Source organism: Paenibacillus planticolens, from assembly GCF_013141725.1.
Lineage (GTDB): Bacteria > Bacillota > Bacilli > Paenibacillales > NBRC-103111 > Paenibacillus_E > Paenibacillus_E planticolens.
Map to the genome: position 1 here is coordinate 221,693 of NZ_WHNZ01000015.1, position 18,751 is coordinate 240,443.

The window sequence follows — 18,751 nt, forward strand, 5'->3', positions numbered from 1 at the left end:
CATTTATTGAGATGAAAGCTGTTATCTTGCGATTGCCTTGTGATTTCCGTTGTATTAATAGTAAATTTTTACTATAATGAAGTCGAATTATGTTTGAAAATGCTGAAAATTGTATTTTTATAGTCGAAAAGTAGTGTGAAATGTAAAAAAAGTATTGCGGAAGTCCTGATTTTATGCCGAAAAATAAGGTGCTGAATTCATGGTGACGATAATTTTTGTGTTTTTTCAAACAAAAATCGGCACGAATTTACATTAAATTTATATAAAGTTCAGAAAAGTGTGTCGAAATTCACAAAAAGTAATATAGTAATATAGTACTATGTCTATGTTAGGCTATAGGTCTATTCGCTGAAGTTTAGATAAAATTGCGTTCATAAGGTGAGTTGTTGCAATGATCGGAGTACTGAAGAAAGTATTTGAAGCTTACGGGGAACGTAAAATTGATAAATACAAATCTATCATTCAGAAGATTAACCATCAATACCAAGGCTATCTAAAATATGGTTCGGATAACGACTTATCCGAGAAAACTCAAATGTTCCGGGACAGAGTCCGTCATGGCTACCCGCTGGATAAGCAGCTTCCGGAAGCTTTCGCTTTAGTCAAAGCAGCTTTTCTTCGAATTTTCGGCTACGAAATTCACGATGTGCAATTGATGGGAGCGATCGCGCTGCATGAGGGCCATATTGCGGAAATGAGGACTGGCGAAGGCAAGACATCTGTCGCTGTTTTTGCTGCTTATTTGAATGCTCTGGCTGGCGATGGCGTGCATGTAGTGACCGTTAACCAGTATTTGGCGGAGCGCGACAGCGAGGAAATGGGCAAGGTTTTCGAACTGCTCGGCATGACTGTCGGCTGCATACAAAGCTCCATGTCGGTTCCGCAAAGGCAGGCCCAGTACAGCTGCGATGTTACTTACTCCACTCATTATGAGTTAGGGTTCGATTATTTGCGCGATAATATGATTTTTGATGTAGGTAACCGCGTTCACCGAAAGCTGAGCTATGTCATCATTGACGAAGCCGACAGCATTTTGATAGACGAAGCTCGTACGCCCCTGCTTATTTCCGCCGAACCGGGCAAAGGCACGGATTACCTCTACTTTATAGACAACATTGTCAAAGGCCTGTCAGAAGAGCACTACGAAATCGTGGAACAGACCAAACAGATCATGTTTACTGAGCAGGGGATTGACCGCTGCGAGCAATTGCTTAACGTCGACAACCTCATGCATCTTGATAATGCCTACTTGTATCACAGGCTTCTGCAGTCTTTGCGGGCGCATCATATTATGCACAAAGATGTCGACTATGTGATTTTGCCCAACGAACAAGAGCATTTGGAAGTCGTTATTGTTGATCAAAACACAGGCAGATTGATGTTCGGTCGCCGGTTTGTGGAAGGCTTGCATCAAGCTATAGAGGCTAAGGAAGGCATCGGCGTACAGGGCCAACCGCCTACTTTAGCCTCTGTCACACTGCAAAACTACTTCCGAATGTACGGCAAAATCAGCGGTTTGACTGGAACGGGTGCTGAGGTGCGCGATGAATTTTTGAAAATTTACGGTACCGACGTTATCGCAATCCCTACTCATAAGCGGATAAAACGTCTCGATCAAGGCGATTTGCTCTATGTGACGGAAGAAGAAAAGTTTAAACGAATTGTTCGCGAAATTAAAGAGAGAAGCCTGAAAGGGCAGCCTGTTCTGGTCGGTTCTGCCAATATCAAGAAATCCGAGCTTTTGAGCGGAATGCTTGCAGCCGAAGGCATTGCTCACAAGGTGCTGAACGCCAAAAATTACCGTGAAGAGGCGGAAGTGATTCGGATGGCCGGCCAGAAAGGGGCGGTAACCATCTCTACCAATATGGCCGGACGCGGCGTCGATATCCGTCTTGGCCCGGGGGTTGAGGAGCTAGGCGGACTGCATGTCATCGGGACAACCCGGCATGATTCGCTCCGCATCGACAATCAGTTGAGAGGGCGAAGCGGCAGACAAGGGGACGCTGGAAGTTCGCAGTTTATCGTTTCTCTGGAAGATGAAATGCTAATCAATTACTATCCCGACCATCTGTTGGATGAACTGCTGGAGCTTGATTTGGCCGACGATGCGATTCTGGAGGAACCTCGCTATATTCGTGGAATCCGGAATGCGCAAATGGCTGTAGAAGGCGAAATGTTCCACCTTAGGGAGAAGCTCCTTGTATACGATCAGGTTCTCAATATACAGCGCAGCATCATTTACGCTATGAGGAACGACATTCTGGAAGGAATGGATAGTTCCGATGAAATCCAGACCATGATCCGAAACTCAGCTATGCGCGAGGTTGCGGAATTTTGCCCGGGGGAATTTCAAGAAGGGTGGGACCTGTTAGGACTGGTTGTGGCAATAGGACGCATTTTCCCTTATAAACGTCCGCTGCAGTTGGCCGGATTGCAGGAAGCTACTTCGGCTGAAATCCTCGATATGATTCTGGAACAGCTTACCCGCTACTATCAGGATAAAAAACAAACCTACGAAGGTGACACGCTGGAGTTGGAACGCAATTCGCTGATCCATTCTATCGACAAACACTGGATCATTTATATGGAGGCTTTGGAAGAGGTGAAGCATGGCATGAGCCTTCGCGGATACGCGAGCGCCGATCCATTAGTCGAGTATGAACGGGAAACGGTCCGGATGTTTGATGAGCTGCTGATCGCTATTGAACAGGAAGCTTTGCGAAAGATTTGGGATGGGCTTGGCTAGACCACTGAGACTCTTTTAGAGGAGTGATCGCTATTGTTCTGATTTCTGGTAAAAGAAAGCGGCAAGTGTCCTAAATGATTGGTAATAGCAAGTTAAACATTTTAAGGAGGCATCATCCATGTCAGATGACATCCATTTTATTGGCGAGCAAGACTCCAAGGAACAATCAGGTTTAAAAAATATTAAGCGCAAAAGAAAAGATCAGCCAGATAACAAGCGAAAACTGGTCAGCGCTCTTACGGGATCTGTCATGATGGCAGGAGCCGTCATGCCGTTCCTTCCGGCGCAAACGGTGCAAGCAGCCACGGAAACCGGCACAATGACCGTAGACAAGCATTACGCAGCAGCAAACGAGACAGTTGAAATTACAATTGTTGATGCAGGGAACAATTACAATAAGAATACCACTGCCATTGATACAACCGTGGTAGCTGTTTCTTCGCCTGCAGATACGAGTGTCGGCCGTAATCCTCTTATGCTGGTTTTAACGGAAACGGGTGAGAATAGCGGTATTTTTAAAGGTAGTTTGAGACTAGTCGATCCTTCGACTGCCTCCCCCGGCGCAGACGAAATTAGAGTCGCGAACGGCGGAACGGTAACCATTTTGGATCCGAACTGGAATACTGAAAATCAATTGAATCCGATTGTCTTGAATGTGGAACGTCGTGACCATGTTACCGGGACGATTCAGACTTTTGATGCGGGTACGCTAGCCCCAATCTCTAGTCTAGTGAATGATGGTCAGCGCGTAAGAGTGGAAGTAAGGGACGATGATCTGAACACTGATCCGACAACGCGACAAACGAAAACAATTAACGTGACGACTATCGCAGGAGCTCAGCAATATTCCTTAACTTTGGAGGAAAGCTCGGCTAATTCCAATTTGTTTACGGGCGAGTTTACAGTCGGAACCGATGTGATGCCAGCCAACAACAGCCCGCTCTACATCGAATACCAAGACGATAACCAAAGCGACAATTCACCAGGCTTGATTACCAAAAAATTGGTGCGCAAAGACCTCACCGCCGCCACCTTATCCGCTCTTCCGACTAAAGCTGCCTACGATGAGCCGATTACGGTTACTTTGACGGACAATGACCTGAATATTGACCCTTCTATTAAAGAAACGGCTACGGTCAAAATCACTTCGGCTGAGGATTCCGCAGGAATTAACCTCACTCTGACGGAAACAGGACCCGATACAGGCGTGTTCACCGGCACGTTCACGATGCAGAATGCCAGCAATTCAGCTTTGAATCAGATCAAGGTGCTTAATGGCAATTCAGTAACGGTCAATTATACGGATCTTCGTGATGCAATCGGTTCCACAAGCTCGTTATCCAGCACGATTGCCCGCAAGGATCATGTCAGCGGAACAATTGCCGTGGACAAAACCAATGCGGTAGTCGGGGAAACCGTAACTATTACCGTCAACGATGCAGACTACATAAATACGGTCTCTGGCCAAATCATCAATGTTCAAGTCAAATCGGCCACCGATTCGACGGGGATATCGGTTCCATTAACGGAGACGGCTGACACAGGTGTTTTCAAGGGAACCTTCACGATTACGAATGGTGCCAGCGTGGCTGGCAGTCAAATTAGCGCAGCTAACGGCGAGGCCATCAGCGTAACTTATTTGGATGCGATCACTGCAAATAATTCTATCGATCAGCCCGTTGTGACAACTTTGAACCGCAAGGACCGAATGACTGGCGTACTATCATACAATCGTTTGTCCAGCCCTACCGGAGAAATTATCGAAGTATCGCTTAACGATACGGATCTTGATATCGATCCGAATGCTGTAGATACGGCATCCGTGACAGTTACATCGATTGACGACCCTACAGGTTTCTATGTGACATTAACGGAGACGGGTGTAGGCACTGGTGTATTTAAGGGTCAATTTAAACCTGTATTGACTGCTACGAATGACACCCTTTCGCCTCAAGAACTTTTAGTCGCCTACAACAACAATCTCATTGTTACTTATACGGACGAGCATCGTGCGAATAATACGAAGGGGAATGTCGTATCTACATTCAAGCACTTGCAAGTGCCTGCTGTAACTGCTATTCAAGCATTTGATACAGGCGGACAGGTTGGGGCAGGCGGGAATGATACCGTTAAAATCACTTTCGACATGATGACAAATCAATCCGTCATTGCGCCAAGCGACATTGCCGCATATTTCTCTTTAGACGCCGGAAGCTGGGGCACTCCTGCCAATGGCCTTTCTGCTACCTGGTCGGATGCGCAAAATTTGGTGATAACCGTCGGATCAGATGCTACCGTCAAAAAGGGCGCGATCGTTAGTCTTAACGCAAGCGCAGGAATTAAAGATGCTCTTGGAAATAGTGCAGCTAGTGTAGGAGCAATGTCAATCGGCGGCACTTTCGGCAGCCAAGTTCCGGCAATTACGAGCATTACCGCTGCGGATGCCGGTAACCAAGTAGGAGCAGGGTCAGGTGACACCGTCACGATCGTATTCGATACGCCGACCAGTAAGCCTACAGTTGCATTGACCGATCTGGTTCTGAGCGCAGGCAGCTTTGGAACTGAGGGCAACGGGGCATCGCTATTATGGACGAACGCAACAACCTTGGTTGTGACACTTGGCTCTGACGCAACAGTTAAGAAAGGCGCAACGCTGAGCATCGCGTCTTCGGCTAATATTCAGGATATTGGTTTGGAAAGTGCGGTAAGCACGGCAAGTGGCGCTATCGGAGGCAGCTTCGGCAGCCAAGTTCCGGCAATTACGAGCATTACCGCTGCAGATGCGGGTGGTCAAGTAGGAGCAGGCTCAGGGGACACTGTCACAATCGTATTCGATACAGCGACTAGTGAGCCTACAGTTGCATTGGCCGATCTGGTGCTGAGCGCAGGCAGCTTTGGTACTGCGGGCAACGGGGCGTCGGCAGCGTGGACGAACGCAACAACCTTGGTCGTAACTCTTGGCTCTGATGCAACGGTGAAGAAGGGTGCAACGTTTACAATTGCTGCATCGGCTAATATTCAGGATATTGGCTTGGAAAGTGCGGCAAGCACGGCAAGCAGTTCAATTGGCGGCACATTCGGCAGCCGAGTTCCTGATATTGCGAGCATTACCGCTGTGAATGCGGGCAACCAAGTGGGAGCAGGCTCAGGCGATGCCGTCACAATCGTATTCGATACACCGACCAATGAGGCTACAGTTGGACTCCCTGATTTGGTGCTGAGCGCAGGCAGCTTTGGTACAGCGGGCAACGGGGCATCGGTAGTGTGGCTGAACGCAACAACCTTGGTCGTCACACTCGGCTCTGATGCAACGGTCAAGAAGGGCGCTACGCTTACAATTGCTGTATCGGCAGGAATCAAAGACATTGCGCTGGAAAGCGCGGTAAGCACAGCTAGCAGCACCATCGGCGGCACCTTCGGCAGCCAAGTTCCGGGGATTACGAGCATTACCGCTGCGGATGCCGGCAGCCAAGTGGGAGCAGGATTAGGCGACACCGTCACGATCGTATTCGATACACCGACTAATGAGCCTACAGTAGGACTCTCGGATTTGGTGCTGAGCGCAGGCAGCTTTGGCACAGCGGGCAATGGGGCAACAGTTGCTTGGACGGACGCAACAACCTTGGTCGTTACACTCGGCTCTGACGCAACGGTCAAGAGCGGTGCAACACTGAGCATCGCAGCTACGGCCAATATTCAAGATATTGGTATGGAAAGTGCGGTAAGCACGGCCAGCAGCTCAATTGGCGGCAGCTTCGGCAGCCAAGTTCCTGATATTGTGAGCATTACCGCTGCGGATGCGGGCAACCAAGTGGGCTCAGGCTCAGGCGATACCGTCACGATCGTATTTGATACGCCGACTAATGAACCTACTGTGGCATTGACGGATCTGTTTCTAAGTGCAGGCAGCTTTGGCACAGCGGTTAACGGGGCATCGACGGCATGGACGAATGCAACAACCTTGGTCGTGACACTCGGTTCTGACGCAACGGTTAAGAAGGGCGCAACGCTTACAATAGCTGCAACGGCTAATATTCAGGATATTGGCGCAGAAAGCGCGGCAAGTACGGCGAGCAGCGCCATTGGCGGCACCTTCGGCAGCCAAGTTCCGGTAATTGCGAGTATTACCGCTGTGGATGCGGGCAACCAAGTGGGAGCAGGTTCAGGAGATACGGTCACAATCGTATTCGATACAGCGACAAGTGCGCCTACAATTGCATTGACGGATCTGGTTCTGAGCACGGGAAGTTTTGGCACTGCGGGCAACGGGGCGTCGGCGTCGTGGACGAACGCAACAACGTTGGTCGTTACGCTCGGTTCTGACGCAACAGTGAAGAAGGGCGCCACGCTTACAATTGCTGCATCGGCTAATATTCAGGATATTGGCTTGGAAAGTGCGGCAAGCACGGCGAGCAGCGTCATCGGCGGCACCTTCGGAAGCCAAGTTCCTGATATTGTGAGCATAACTGCTGCGGATGCGGGCAACCAAGTAGGAGCAGGTTCAGGTGACACGGTAACAATTAAATTCGATACGCCGACTAGCGAGCCTACAGTTGCACTGACGGATCTGGTGCTAAGCGCTGGCAGCTTTGGCACAGCGGGTAATGGGGCGTCGGCAGCGTGGACGAACACAACAACCTTGGTCGTGACACTCGGCTCCGATGCAACAGTGAAGAAGGGCGCAACGCTTACAATAGCTGCAACGGCTAATATTCAGGATATTGGTTTAGAAAGTGCGGCAAGCACGGCTAATGGCCCAATTGGCGGCAGCTTCGGAAGCCAAGTTCCTAGTATTACGAGCATTACCGCTGCAGATGCGGGTGGCCAAGTAGGAGCAGGCTCAGGTGACACCGTCACCATCGTATTCGATACGCCGACTAATAGGCCTACAGTTGGACTCTCGGACTTGGTGCTGAGTGCAGGAAGCTTTGGCACTACGGGCAACGGGGCATCGGTAGCGTGGACGAATGCAACAACCTTGGTCGTCACACTGGGCTCTGACGCAACGGTCAAGAAGGGCGCAACGCTTACAATTGCTGCATCGGCTAATATTCAGGATATTGGTTTGGAAAGTGCGGCAAGCACGGCAAGCAGTTCAATTGGCGGCAGCTTCGGCAGCCAAGTTCCGAATATTACGAGCATTGACGCTACAGATGATGGCAACCAAGTGGGAGCAGGCCTAGGGGATAAGATTACGATCGTATTCGATACACCGACTAGTAGACCTGCAGTTGCTCTGACAGATTTGGTTCTGAGCGCAGGCAGCCTTGGCACTGCGGGCAACGGAGCGTCGGCAGCGTGGACGAACGCAACAACCCTGGTCGTTACGCTCGGCTCTGACGCAACGGTCAAGATGGGGGCAACGCTGAGCATCGCGTCCACGGCCAATATTCAGGATATTGGCGCAGAAAGCGCTGCAAGTATGGCGAGTGGCGTCATCGGCGGCAGCTTCGGCAGTCAAGTTCCTGGTATTACAAGCATTACCGCTGCGGATGATGGCAACCAAGTGGGAGCAGGCCAAGGTGACACAATCACGATCGTATTTGATACGCCGACTAGTGAACCTACCGTTGCCCTGACGGATCTGGTTCTAAGTGCAGGCAGCTTTGGCACAGCGGGCAACGGGGCATCGACGTCGTGGACGAATGCAACAACTTTGGTCGTGACACTCGGCTCTGACGCAACAGTCAAGAAGGGCGCAACGCTTACAATTGCTGCATCGGCTAATATTCAGGATATTGGTTTGGAAAGTGCGGCAAGCACGGCGAGCAGCGCCATCGGTGGCAGCTTCGGCAGCAAAGTTCCGGAAATAGCGAGCATTACCGCTGTTGATGCGGGTAACCAAGTGGGAGCAGGATCAGGTGACACCGTCACAATCGTATTCGATACAGCGACAAGTGAGCCTACAATTGCATTGACGGATCTGGTGCTAAGCGCAGGCAGCTTTGGTACTGCCGGCAACGGGGCATCGTTGTCATGGACGAACGCAACAACTTTAGTCGTGACACTTGGCTCTGACGCAACGGTCCGGAAGGGAGCGACGCTGAGCATCGCGTCTTCGGCTAATATTCAGGATATTGGAATGGAAAGTACGGCAAGCACGGCCAGTGGCGCAATCGGCGGCACGTTTGGTGTGGGGTCAGTACCGGACATTGCGAGTATTACCGCTACGGATGCGGGTGGCCAAGTAGGAGCAGGATCAGGTGACACGGTTACGATCGTATTCGATACGCAGACTAGTAGGCCTGTAGTTGCATTGACGGATTTGGTGCTGGGCGCAGGCAGTTTCGGTACTGCGGGCAACGGGGCATCGGTAGCTTGGACGAACGCAACAACTTTAGTTGTTACACTCGGCTCTGACGCAACAGTTAAGAAGGGCGCAACGCTTACAATTGCTACATCGGCTAATATTCAGGATATCGGCGCAGAAAGCGCAGCAAGTACGGCAAGCAGCGCAATCGCCGGCACATTCGGCAGCCAAGTTCCTGATATTGCGAGCATTACCGCTGCGGATGCAGGTGGCCAAGTAGGAGCAGGATCAGGTGACATCGTCACAATCGTATTCGATACGGCGACTAATGAGCCTACAGTTGCACTGGCGGATCTGGTGCTAAGCGCAGGCAGCTTTGGCACTGCGGGCAACGGGGCATCGGTAGCATGGACGAACGCAACAACTTTGGTCGTCACACTCGGCTCTGATGCAACGGTCAAGAAGGGTGCAATGCTGAGCATCGCGTCTTCGGCTAATATTCAGGACATTGGCCTGGAAAGCGCGGTAAGCACAGCTAGCAGCACGATTGGTGGCACCTTCGGCAGCCAAGTTCCTGATATTACGAGCATTACAGCTGTGGATTCGGGTGGCCAAGTAGGAGCAGGCTCAGGTGACACTGTTACAATCGTGTTCGATACGGCGACTAATGAGCCTACAGTTGCACTGACGGATCTGGTTCTGAGCGCAGGCAGCTTTGGAACTGCGGGCAACGGGGCATCGGTAGCGTGGACGAACGCAACAACTTTGGTCGTCACACTGGGCTCTGACGCAACGGTCAAGAAGGGCGCGACGCTTACATTTGCTGTAACGGCAGGAATCAAAGACATTGGATTGGAAAGTGCGGTTAGCACAGCGAGCAGCACGATTGGCGGCACCTTCGGAAGCCGAGTTCCTGATATTACGAGCATTACCGCTGTGGATGCGGGCAACCAAGTGGGAGCAGGCTCAGGCGATACGGTTACGATCGTATTTGATACGCCGACTAATAGGATTACAGTTGCACTGACGGGTCTGGTTCTGAGTGCGGGCAGCTTTGGCACAGCAGGCAACGGAGCATCGACAGCATGGACGGATGCAACAACTTTGGTCGTGACACTCGGTTCTGACGCAACGGTCAAGAAGGGTGCAACACTGAGCATCGCATCTTCGGCTAATATCCAGGATATTGGCGCAGAAAGCGCGGCAAGTACGGCAAGTGGCGCCATCGGCGGCACCTTCGGCAGCCAAGTTCCTGATATTGTGAGCACTACCGCTGCGGATGCGGGCAACCAAGTGGGCTCAGGCTCAGGCGATACGGTCACAATCGTATTCGATACAGCGACAAGTAGGCCTACAGTTGCACTGACGGATCTGGTTCTGAGTGCAGGCAGCTTTGGCACTGCGGGCAACGGGGCGTCGGCAGCATGGACGAACGCAACAACTTTGGTCGTGACACTCGGTTCTGACGCAACGGTTAAAATGGGCGCAACACTAACTATCGCGCCTACGGCTAATGTTCAGGATATCGGCGCAGAAAGCGCGGCAAGTACGGCGAGCGGAGCCATCGGCGGCACCTTCGGAAGCCAAGTTCCTGATATTGCGAGCATTACCGCTGCGGATGCGGGCAACCAAGTAGGAGCAGGCTTAGGTGACACCGTCACGATCGTATTCGATACGCCGACTAGCAGGCCTACAGTTGGACTCTCGGATTTGACGCTAAGCGCAGGCAGCTTCGGTACTGCGGGCAATGGGGCAGCGGTAGCGTGGACGAATGCAACAACTTTGGTCATTACACTCGGCTCTGACGCAACAGTGAAGAAGGGCGCAACGCTTACAATTGCTGCATCGGCTAATATTCAGGATATTGGTTTGGAAAGTGCGGCAAGCACGGCAAGCAGTTCAATTGGCGGCACCTTCGGCAGCCAAGTTCCCGATATTACGAGCATTACCGCTGCTGATGCGGGTGGCCAAGTAGGAGCGGGCTTAGGGGACACGGTCACAATCGTATTCGATACACCGACCAATGAGCCTACAGTTGGACTCTCAGATTTGGTGCTGAGCGCAGGAAGCTTTGGCACAACGGGCAACGGGGCATCGGCAGCGTGGACGAACGCAACAACCTTGCTCGTCACACTCGGCTCTGACGCAACGGTCAAGAAGGGCGCGACGCTTACAATTGCTGTATCGGCAGGAATCAAAGACATTGCTTTGGAAAGTGCGGTAAGCACGGCGAGCAGCGCCATCGGCGGAACCTTCGGCAGTCGAGTTCCTGGTATTACGAGCATAACCGCTGCGGATGCGGGATCACAGCCGGGTCCAAACAGTGGTGACACCGTCACGGTCGTGTTTGATACGCCGACTAGCCAGCCTGTAATTTCTTTATCGGATTTAACATTAAGTGCAGGTACTTTTGGTACTTTGGCTAATGGTGCCTCATCGAATTGGGTTGACAATACAACGTTAATCATAAGACTGGGATCAGACGCAACAGTAAGAAAAGGCGCACTTTTAAGTATTGCTCCTACAGCAAACATTCAGGACATTGGTTTGGAAAGTGTCGCGAGCACTGCAAGCTTGACTATCGGCGGAACCTTCGGAATTGGAACAATTCCAAATATTTCAGCTATACAGGCGACCAACGATATGGGGGGTCCCGGTCCTGAAAACGGTGATAAAGTTACGATTTCGTTTACTGCGGTTACCAACACCCCTGCAATCGATCTAGCCGATATTGTTCTGGATAACGGCCACTCATGGGGGGCGGGTGCTCACGCTTCTTGGAACAGCAATGGTTCGGCATTGACGATCACTTTAGGTGCCGGAGCAACAGTTGCCGTTGGCGATAACGTAACGATATTGGCGGGAGCAGGCATTACTGAAATTAGCGGGGAACTATCAGCCATTACGGGTTCTGCGGCTATTACGGGAACCTTCGGAGATTTAATCGTTCCTGTCATCTCCAGCATATTAGCGACCAATGGCGGCGGCACAGCGGCAGTAGAACAGAACGATACGCTTGAAATTAGTTTCAATGTGCCGACAAACGCCGGTACAGTTGATTTATCTAAACTGGTAGTTAGCAATGGACATCATTTGGGCACATCGCCAACAACGGCTTGGAGCGCGGATGGCAGTATTTTAACGATTAAACTTGGCGTTAATCCGACTATTGTTGCGACTGATACGATTGATGTGCTTGCAGGTATTGGAATTAAGGATGCATCAGGAACTTCCGATATCGCTCCGCAAAGCAATATTGCAATAACCGGCAGCTTCGGTACGGCAGTGGCGCCTCAAGCGACAAATGTCTATGCAACGAACGGTGACGGCTTGCCGAACGCAGGTGCAGGGGATACGCTCGTTATCGTGTTTGATACGCCTACCAATGGCGGAGCAATAGACCTGTCCAAATTCGTGTTGAGCAATGGACGCACATTTGGAGCAAACCCAAGCGCAGCATGGAGCTCAGGCAACACAAGATTGGTTATCACTTTAGGAGCAGGAGCCGACATCACAACCACGGATACGCTGACGATCAACAGCGGCAGCGGCATCTTGGATACGACTGGACAAGCTTCGTTAGCTGGAACGGCAGACCTGAGTATCGGCGGCAGCTTCGGTGTGGCGGTAGCGCCGGTTGTAAGCAGCATTACGGCAACGAATGGCGACGGCAAACCTACCGTAGGCGCCGGTGACAAGCTGATCGTCGTGCTGGATTCCCCATCCAACGGTGTGGGTGTTGATTTGACGAAGTTCAGCTTCAGCAATGGGCATACGCTCGGAACCGGGGCAACCGCTAGCTGGAGCAGCGATAAGCTGCGTCTGACCATAACGCTCGGAGTCGGCGCGAATATTGCGACAACAGATACCGTAAGTATCGCCTCCGGAAGCGAAATTGCAGACACGACAGGAACAATAGAACTGACTCCACGATTGAATATTGCCATAGGCGGCAGCTTTGGTGTGGCGGTAGCGCCTGTAATTTCAGCTATCAACGCAATTAATGGAGATGGCAAACCGACTGTAGGCGCAGGCGACAAGCTGTTGGTCATTTTCGATACGCCAACCAACGGCGGCAGCGTCGATTTGACCAAAATTGCAGTCAGCGGCGGTCATACGCTGGGAACTGGGCCATCCTATGCTTGGAGTGCTAACAATACGCATCTGACCATCAAGTTGGGTACGAATCCAACGATTACGACAAACGATACGATCGATATCTTGGCTTTGTTCGGTGTTTCGGACGCTACGAACCAAGCGGCATTGGCCACGCAATCGAACATTGCAATTGGCGGCAGTTTCGGTGTAGCGATAGCGCCTAATGTAACGGACGTATACGCTCTGAACACGGGTGGAACGCCTGCCGTTGACGCGAATGACCAAATCGTAATCGTGTTCGATACGGATGTGGATTATAGCGGCTTTAACAAGTCGGCCATTACCATCGACGGGCACGCGTTTGGCACGAATGCGAATTTTGACACAAGCGACAGCAAGAAGCTGGTCATCACGCTAAAAGATACAGTAGGCGTGACGCAAAGCAGTACCATCAGTATCGATGGAGCGCTCAGCGGCATAAAAGATATTACGAAGCAGGCAGCTGTCAACAATGTAAGCAGCCATGCCATTGGCGGCAGCTTCGGCGTAGCGATAGCGCCTAATGTAACGGCCATTAACGCGATTGATGGGGACGGCACCGCTCGTGTAGCGGCAGGCGACAAATTAAGAATCGCATTCGATTCACCTGTGAAGTTAGTTGGCTTCACGCTTGACAATGTCTTGGCAGATGGACAAACGGGCGCATTCGGCAGCACAGCGACTTTCAATCTCGATGCTAGCGGTACGATTCTGACCATCACTTTTGGCGGTACAGGCATTGCCGTAACCAATTCAAGCGTAATTTCCATGAATGGCGGTATTTTCGATGCGGCAACGGGATCTAAGGCATTGGCCAATGGCGGTTCATTGCCATCCATCCGTGATAACTTCGGCACGGCAGTAGCACCGAAAGTCATTACTGCAGTCGCTATTGATCAGAACGGATTGTATTCGATATATGGAGATAGAATTGACATCACGTTTGATTCTCCAACGAATGGGTCGGTCATTTCCAATGCGTATCAAACTCACGATTTGATACAAGTAAGCAACGGCCATACCATCGGAGACTTTGCTGCTTTCAGTTGGAGCAACAACAACCGGACACTGACCGTAAGCTTGGCAACATACAGCCAATATAGCTCTGTTACTGGCGCTGTTTATGCGAATTTACAAGTTGGAGACATATTGGATTTAAGCGGACTGGGAATCAAGGATGCTACAGGGACTGCCGATGCGGAAGCTGGTAGTGTTGTCCTTGGCGGCAGCTTCGTGCCCGGATTACTACCGGAGTTTACGTATGCCGTAGCGTCAACCAATAACCGCAACAATTCCGCCCGCATACTGGGAACGATCGATTTAATTTTTAACACGGCCATGTACCATGACCCAAGCCAGCTTGACCTAAGCAAAATTTCAGTAACCAATAGCCACAATTTCGGTACAGGTGCAACGATTGCATGGAGCTCCGCAAACGTGCTGTCAATCACAGTGATGTTAGACGCAACAGTAGAAGTTGGCGATATGATCGATCTGTCGAAATTACAATTAAAGGATAGCGGCGGCATTGCATATGTTCCTGCGAACTATGCGGTAAAATCATTAACAGGTTCGTTCGGCAGCGCATTAACGCCTTCCGTCATCAGTGTAATGGCCTCCAACACCGGAATGAATCCGGGAGCAGGCGTGGGTGATACGATTACCATTACATTTGCTTCGGATACGAATGGTATCGCCGGTGCTTCGGTTGATGTATCCAGTCTTGCCGGATTAATTGGAAACGACGCATCTGCCAAATGGCTGGATGCAAGAACATTGGTTATTACCGTAGGCAATCTTGGCGCTAATCCGACATTAGCGGATAACGGCTTGATTACGATAGATTCCCTTAACATTAAAGACGTAACAGGCAAGTCATCGAGTGCCAAAGGTAGCTACGAAATCGGCGGTACCTTCGGCCAAGTGAACTCGCCGAGCGTAGTCAGCATTGTCGCTTCAAGTGATGATAAGAACAAAGCGACATCGGCAATCGCTAGCGGCGACATGATTACCATTACGTTCGATATGCCAACCAACCAGAGCGGTACATGGGATCGGGATAAAATTAACCAATTTATCCAATTTGGAACAAGCGGCAGTCCAAAGATTTTGGGAGCGGGATATCAAGGCACATGGAGAGATAACGGAAGGGTGCTGGTGATCACAGTTACCGATGTTACGGGATCGACCATTCAGATTGGCGATAGCATCCATGTTCAGGGCATTAAAAATGCGATGGGCAACTCTCCTGCAAATAACGATTCCAAAGCTTTGGCAGGAATGTTTGACGGAAGAGAATTTGCGATTACTTCCTTCTCGCTCACTTCTGGCGGCGCCGGAACATTGATCGCGAATTTACTGATAGAGCCGTTGAAAGGTCACGACGGCAGTGAAGTTGTCATTCTTGAGATCAGCAAGGGTTCGACACCTGTCCAATTGATCGCGTCAGTAAAGGATATTACTGGGAATGTTGAAATTAAACAAATATTCAGTAATTTGGAAGGCGACCTGAGTGCTTATACGGTACGAGCTTACATTTTTGATAATTATAACAGCACGACCGGTTCTCAACTGCTCTCGCAAAAAATTGAAATGAAGTTGAATTAATCACAGAGGTATATTGTCGGTGATTCCGGCAATATACCTCAACCTTTTCACATCAGAAGGGATGGTATCTAAGTGAGGAAAAAATTACTGTTTTTCGGATTGTTGCTGTGTATGCTCACTGTCGGTCTGACTCCCGGTTTGCCGGCTATTTCCGCATATGCGGCAGAAACAGCAGTGAAGATCACAACGGACAAAGACACATACAGAGTTGGCGATCAGGTGCAAGTTAACGGATTTTCTCCAACAGGAAAAGATATTACGCTGAAAGTAATCGATAGTAACAAATTCATGGTTCATGTGGACGCGAGCTACGGTAAAGACAATAAGGGAACCTTCGCGTTTGCGTTCTCGATACCCGCAACCAGCGCGACCGAAATGACGATCATCGCCGGCTACGGAAGCGGACAAGGTGAGTTTGACATTCGCAATATCAAAATCGGTTCACCGGCTCCTACTGGCCCTATTGGTGGCCCTGGCGGATCTTTGCCAAATCCCCCTGACACAAAGACAGACAATGCAAACAATAATTCTGTAAGTTTAACGTCTGCAATGAAGGAAACCGTGCAAGCTGACGGCATTACTGTATCGCTTGAGGCCTCCAAGTTATCCGAGCTTTTATCCAAATCCTCTGCAGATGCGAAAGTATTTGTACTGGAAGTAAAATCTGCTCCAAATGCCGTGAAGGCGGAATTCGCCTACGATGTGCTGCAATTGCTGACATCCAAAAATGCAGCGGCAGTCGTGCAGCTACAAACAGGGGCGGGCAGTTACGATCTTCCGATCAAACAGATCGATCTTGCAGCCTCGGCTGGGCAACTTGGTGTCGATCCCAAAGACTTAAAAGTGAATATCACGATCCAAAAGGTTCAAGGCGACAATGCCGATGCGGTGAAATCGATCGCCTCTAAACTGGGAGCGGACGTAGTAGTCGAACCGCTGGAATTCTCCGTCACTGTTGTCGCGGGTAATGGCAAGAGCCAAGAAATCGCGGCTTTCAATACCTACATAGCGCGTTCGATTACACTTACGAAAAGTGTGAATCCAAAAACGGCGACAGGTGTGCGGTTTAATCCGGAGACAGGTACTTACAGTCCCGTTCCTACGCTATTTGAAGGATTAAAAGCGACCTTCTTGCGCAAAGGAAACAGTATTTACACGGTAATCGACCATCCGAAAACTTTTGGGGATCTGACAAGCCATTGGGCTAAGGACGATGTGGAGACACTCGCGAGCAAGCTTATTCTCAATGGCATAGAGGAGGATAAATTTGCCCCTAACAACCGGATTACAAGAGCCGAATTTGCAGCTATGTTAGTTCGTTCGTTGGGACTCGACGAGGTGAAAGCCACAGGCTTTAAAGATGTTGCTGCGGCAGATTGGTTCTCGGGCTCTGTTGGAGCTTCGCAAAAAGCCGGGCTGATCAACGGTTACGAAGACGGAACATTTAAACCGGATGCCTTGATTTCACGCGAGCAAATGGCAACCATGGTTATTCGTGCATTGAAGGTTGCTGAGAAAGAAGTCGCTGTCGATGCTTCGTCGCTCAACAAATTTGCAGACCGCAATTCAGTCTCGAGTTGGTCGAAAGATGCAGTCGCTCAAGCCATAACTACAGGGATCGTTCAAGGGGTAACCGATACCTCGTTCGCTCCTCAGGATAATGCGACTCGCGCGCAAGGCGCAGCCATGCTCAAGCGTATGCTGGAGTACTTGAAATTTATTAACTAGCTGAAATCCTCAGAACCTGGCCTCGTTGGCTGGGTTTCTTTTTTTAGGTGCTGATGCCCTTGTTGTAACATGGAGATGTTCCCGCAGAAGGCGCCTTGATATATAATGGTTTTGAGTGCAAAACGGTACTAGTCAAACAAGGGAGTGAACCAATTGATACGCGTCATGCTTATCGATGATGAAGAGAATGCGCTGGATGTGCTGGAAATTTTTCTGCGCGAGATCGGTAACGTAACGGTGGTTGGGCGTTTTACGAACCCGTTCCATGCGTTGGAGGCTTTCGATGCGCTGCAGGTGGACGTCGTATTTTTGGATATCCAAATGCCGAGCATAATGGGGATCGAAGTGGCAAGGCAGATCAAAAAGAAGATGCCGCATACCCAGTTTGTGTTTATTACCGCATACTCGGAATATGCCGTGGAAGCGTTTGAAATTCAGTCCGTTGATTATTTATTAAAGCCGTTTACCAAAGAAAGGCTGCAAAACACCGTCTCTCGTTTCGGGAAGATCCCTTCCGACAAAAGTCCCAGCGAGCTTACGGACGAAGCGGGCGTCTACATACAAAGCTTTGGCGGATTCAGTATACATAAGGCAAGCGGATTGCTCCCGTGGAAAACGAACAAGGAAAAGGAGCTTTGCGCATTTTTGATTCATCATTCAGGGAATCAAGTTGATGCCGCAACGATTATTGAGTCGATTTGGCCGGAATCCGAATTGCATAAAGCTAAAACGTATTTGTACACTTGCATGTCGTATTTGCGGAAGAGCTTCCAGGCGAATGGCATTCAAGCAAAAGTGGACAAAGTCGACAGAGGATACGTCGTCAACGTCACAGGAATGAAAAGCGACGTAGAGGAGTTTCTAGCCATTGCGGAAAAGGCGGCTTCTGACGAAGCGCTGGAAGAAAAGCTGTACGAAAAAATGAACGCATTGCACAAAGGCGAATATTTGCAGGGCTGCGATTTCAACTGGGCGATGTGGAGGCGGGAGGAACTCAAAACCAAATATATTCAGACGCTGAGAATCGCGTACAGGTATTTTATGAGAACAGGCAACGTTCCGCTCGCGGCCGACAGCTTGCAGCGCGTTCTGGCGCTGTCACCCGATTCGGAGAAGGACGGCCGGGATTTGATTCGGCTATATATACATACGGATAAACGAAACGAGGCTTTAAAAGTATACCGGCAGCTGAATCATGAGGTTCGCGAGAATCTGGGGGTAGAGCTGGAAGAAGAGACGGTACGCCTGTATCAAAGCTTAACTTTATCCGGTTGAGGAGAATG

Annotated in this window: 4 protein-coding genes; all 4 read left to right on the forward strand. The window is 50.2% G+C overall.

The window, feature by feature from the left end; genetic code table 11:
* Positions 1-391: 391 nt before the first annotated feature.
* The 4 genes from GC097_RS07335 to GC097_RS07350 all read left to right on the forward strand — a co-directional run bounded on the left by GC097_RS07335 (position 392) and on the right by GC097_RS07350 (position 18,743).
* Positions 392-2,746, forward strand: coding sequence for a preprotein translocase subunit SecA (locus GC097_RS07335; RefSeq protein ID WP_171682661.1), 2,355 nt, complete (start codon positions 392-394; stop codon positions 2,744-2,746).
* A gap of 118 nt (positions 2,747-2,864) precedes the next feature.
* The gene (locus GC097_RS07340) at positions 2,865-15,740 is read left to right on the forward strand and encodes a beta strand repeat-containing protein (RefSeq protein WP_171682662.1); all 12,876 of its coding nucleotides are present in this window, start codon (positions 2,865-2,867) and stop codon (positions 15,738-15,740) included.
* 72 nt (positions 15,741-15,812) lie between these two features.
* A complete protein-coding gene (locus GC097_RS07345) occupies positions 15,813-17,468 on the forward strand; it encodes an S-layer homology domain-containing protein (RefSeq protein ID WP_171682663.1) in 1,656 nt (551 codons plus the stop codon).
* Positions 17,469-17,612: 144 nt separating this feature from the next.
* Positions 17,613-18,743, forward strand: a complete 1,131-nt coding sequence (locus tag GC097_RS07350; RefSeq protein WP_312875628.1) for a response regulator — start codon at positions 17,613-17,615, stop codon at positions 18,741-18,743.
* Positions 18,744-18,751: the final 8 nt, after the last annotated feature.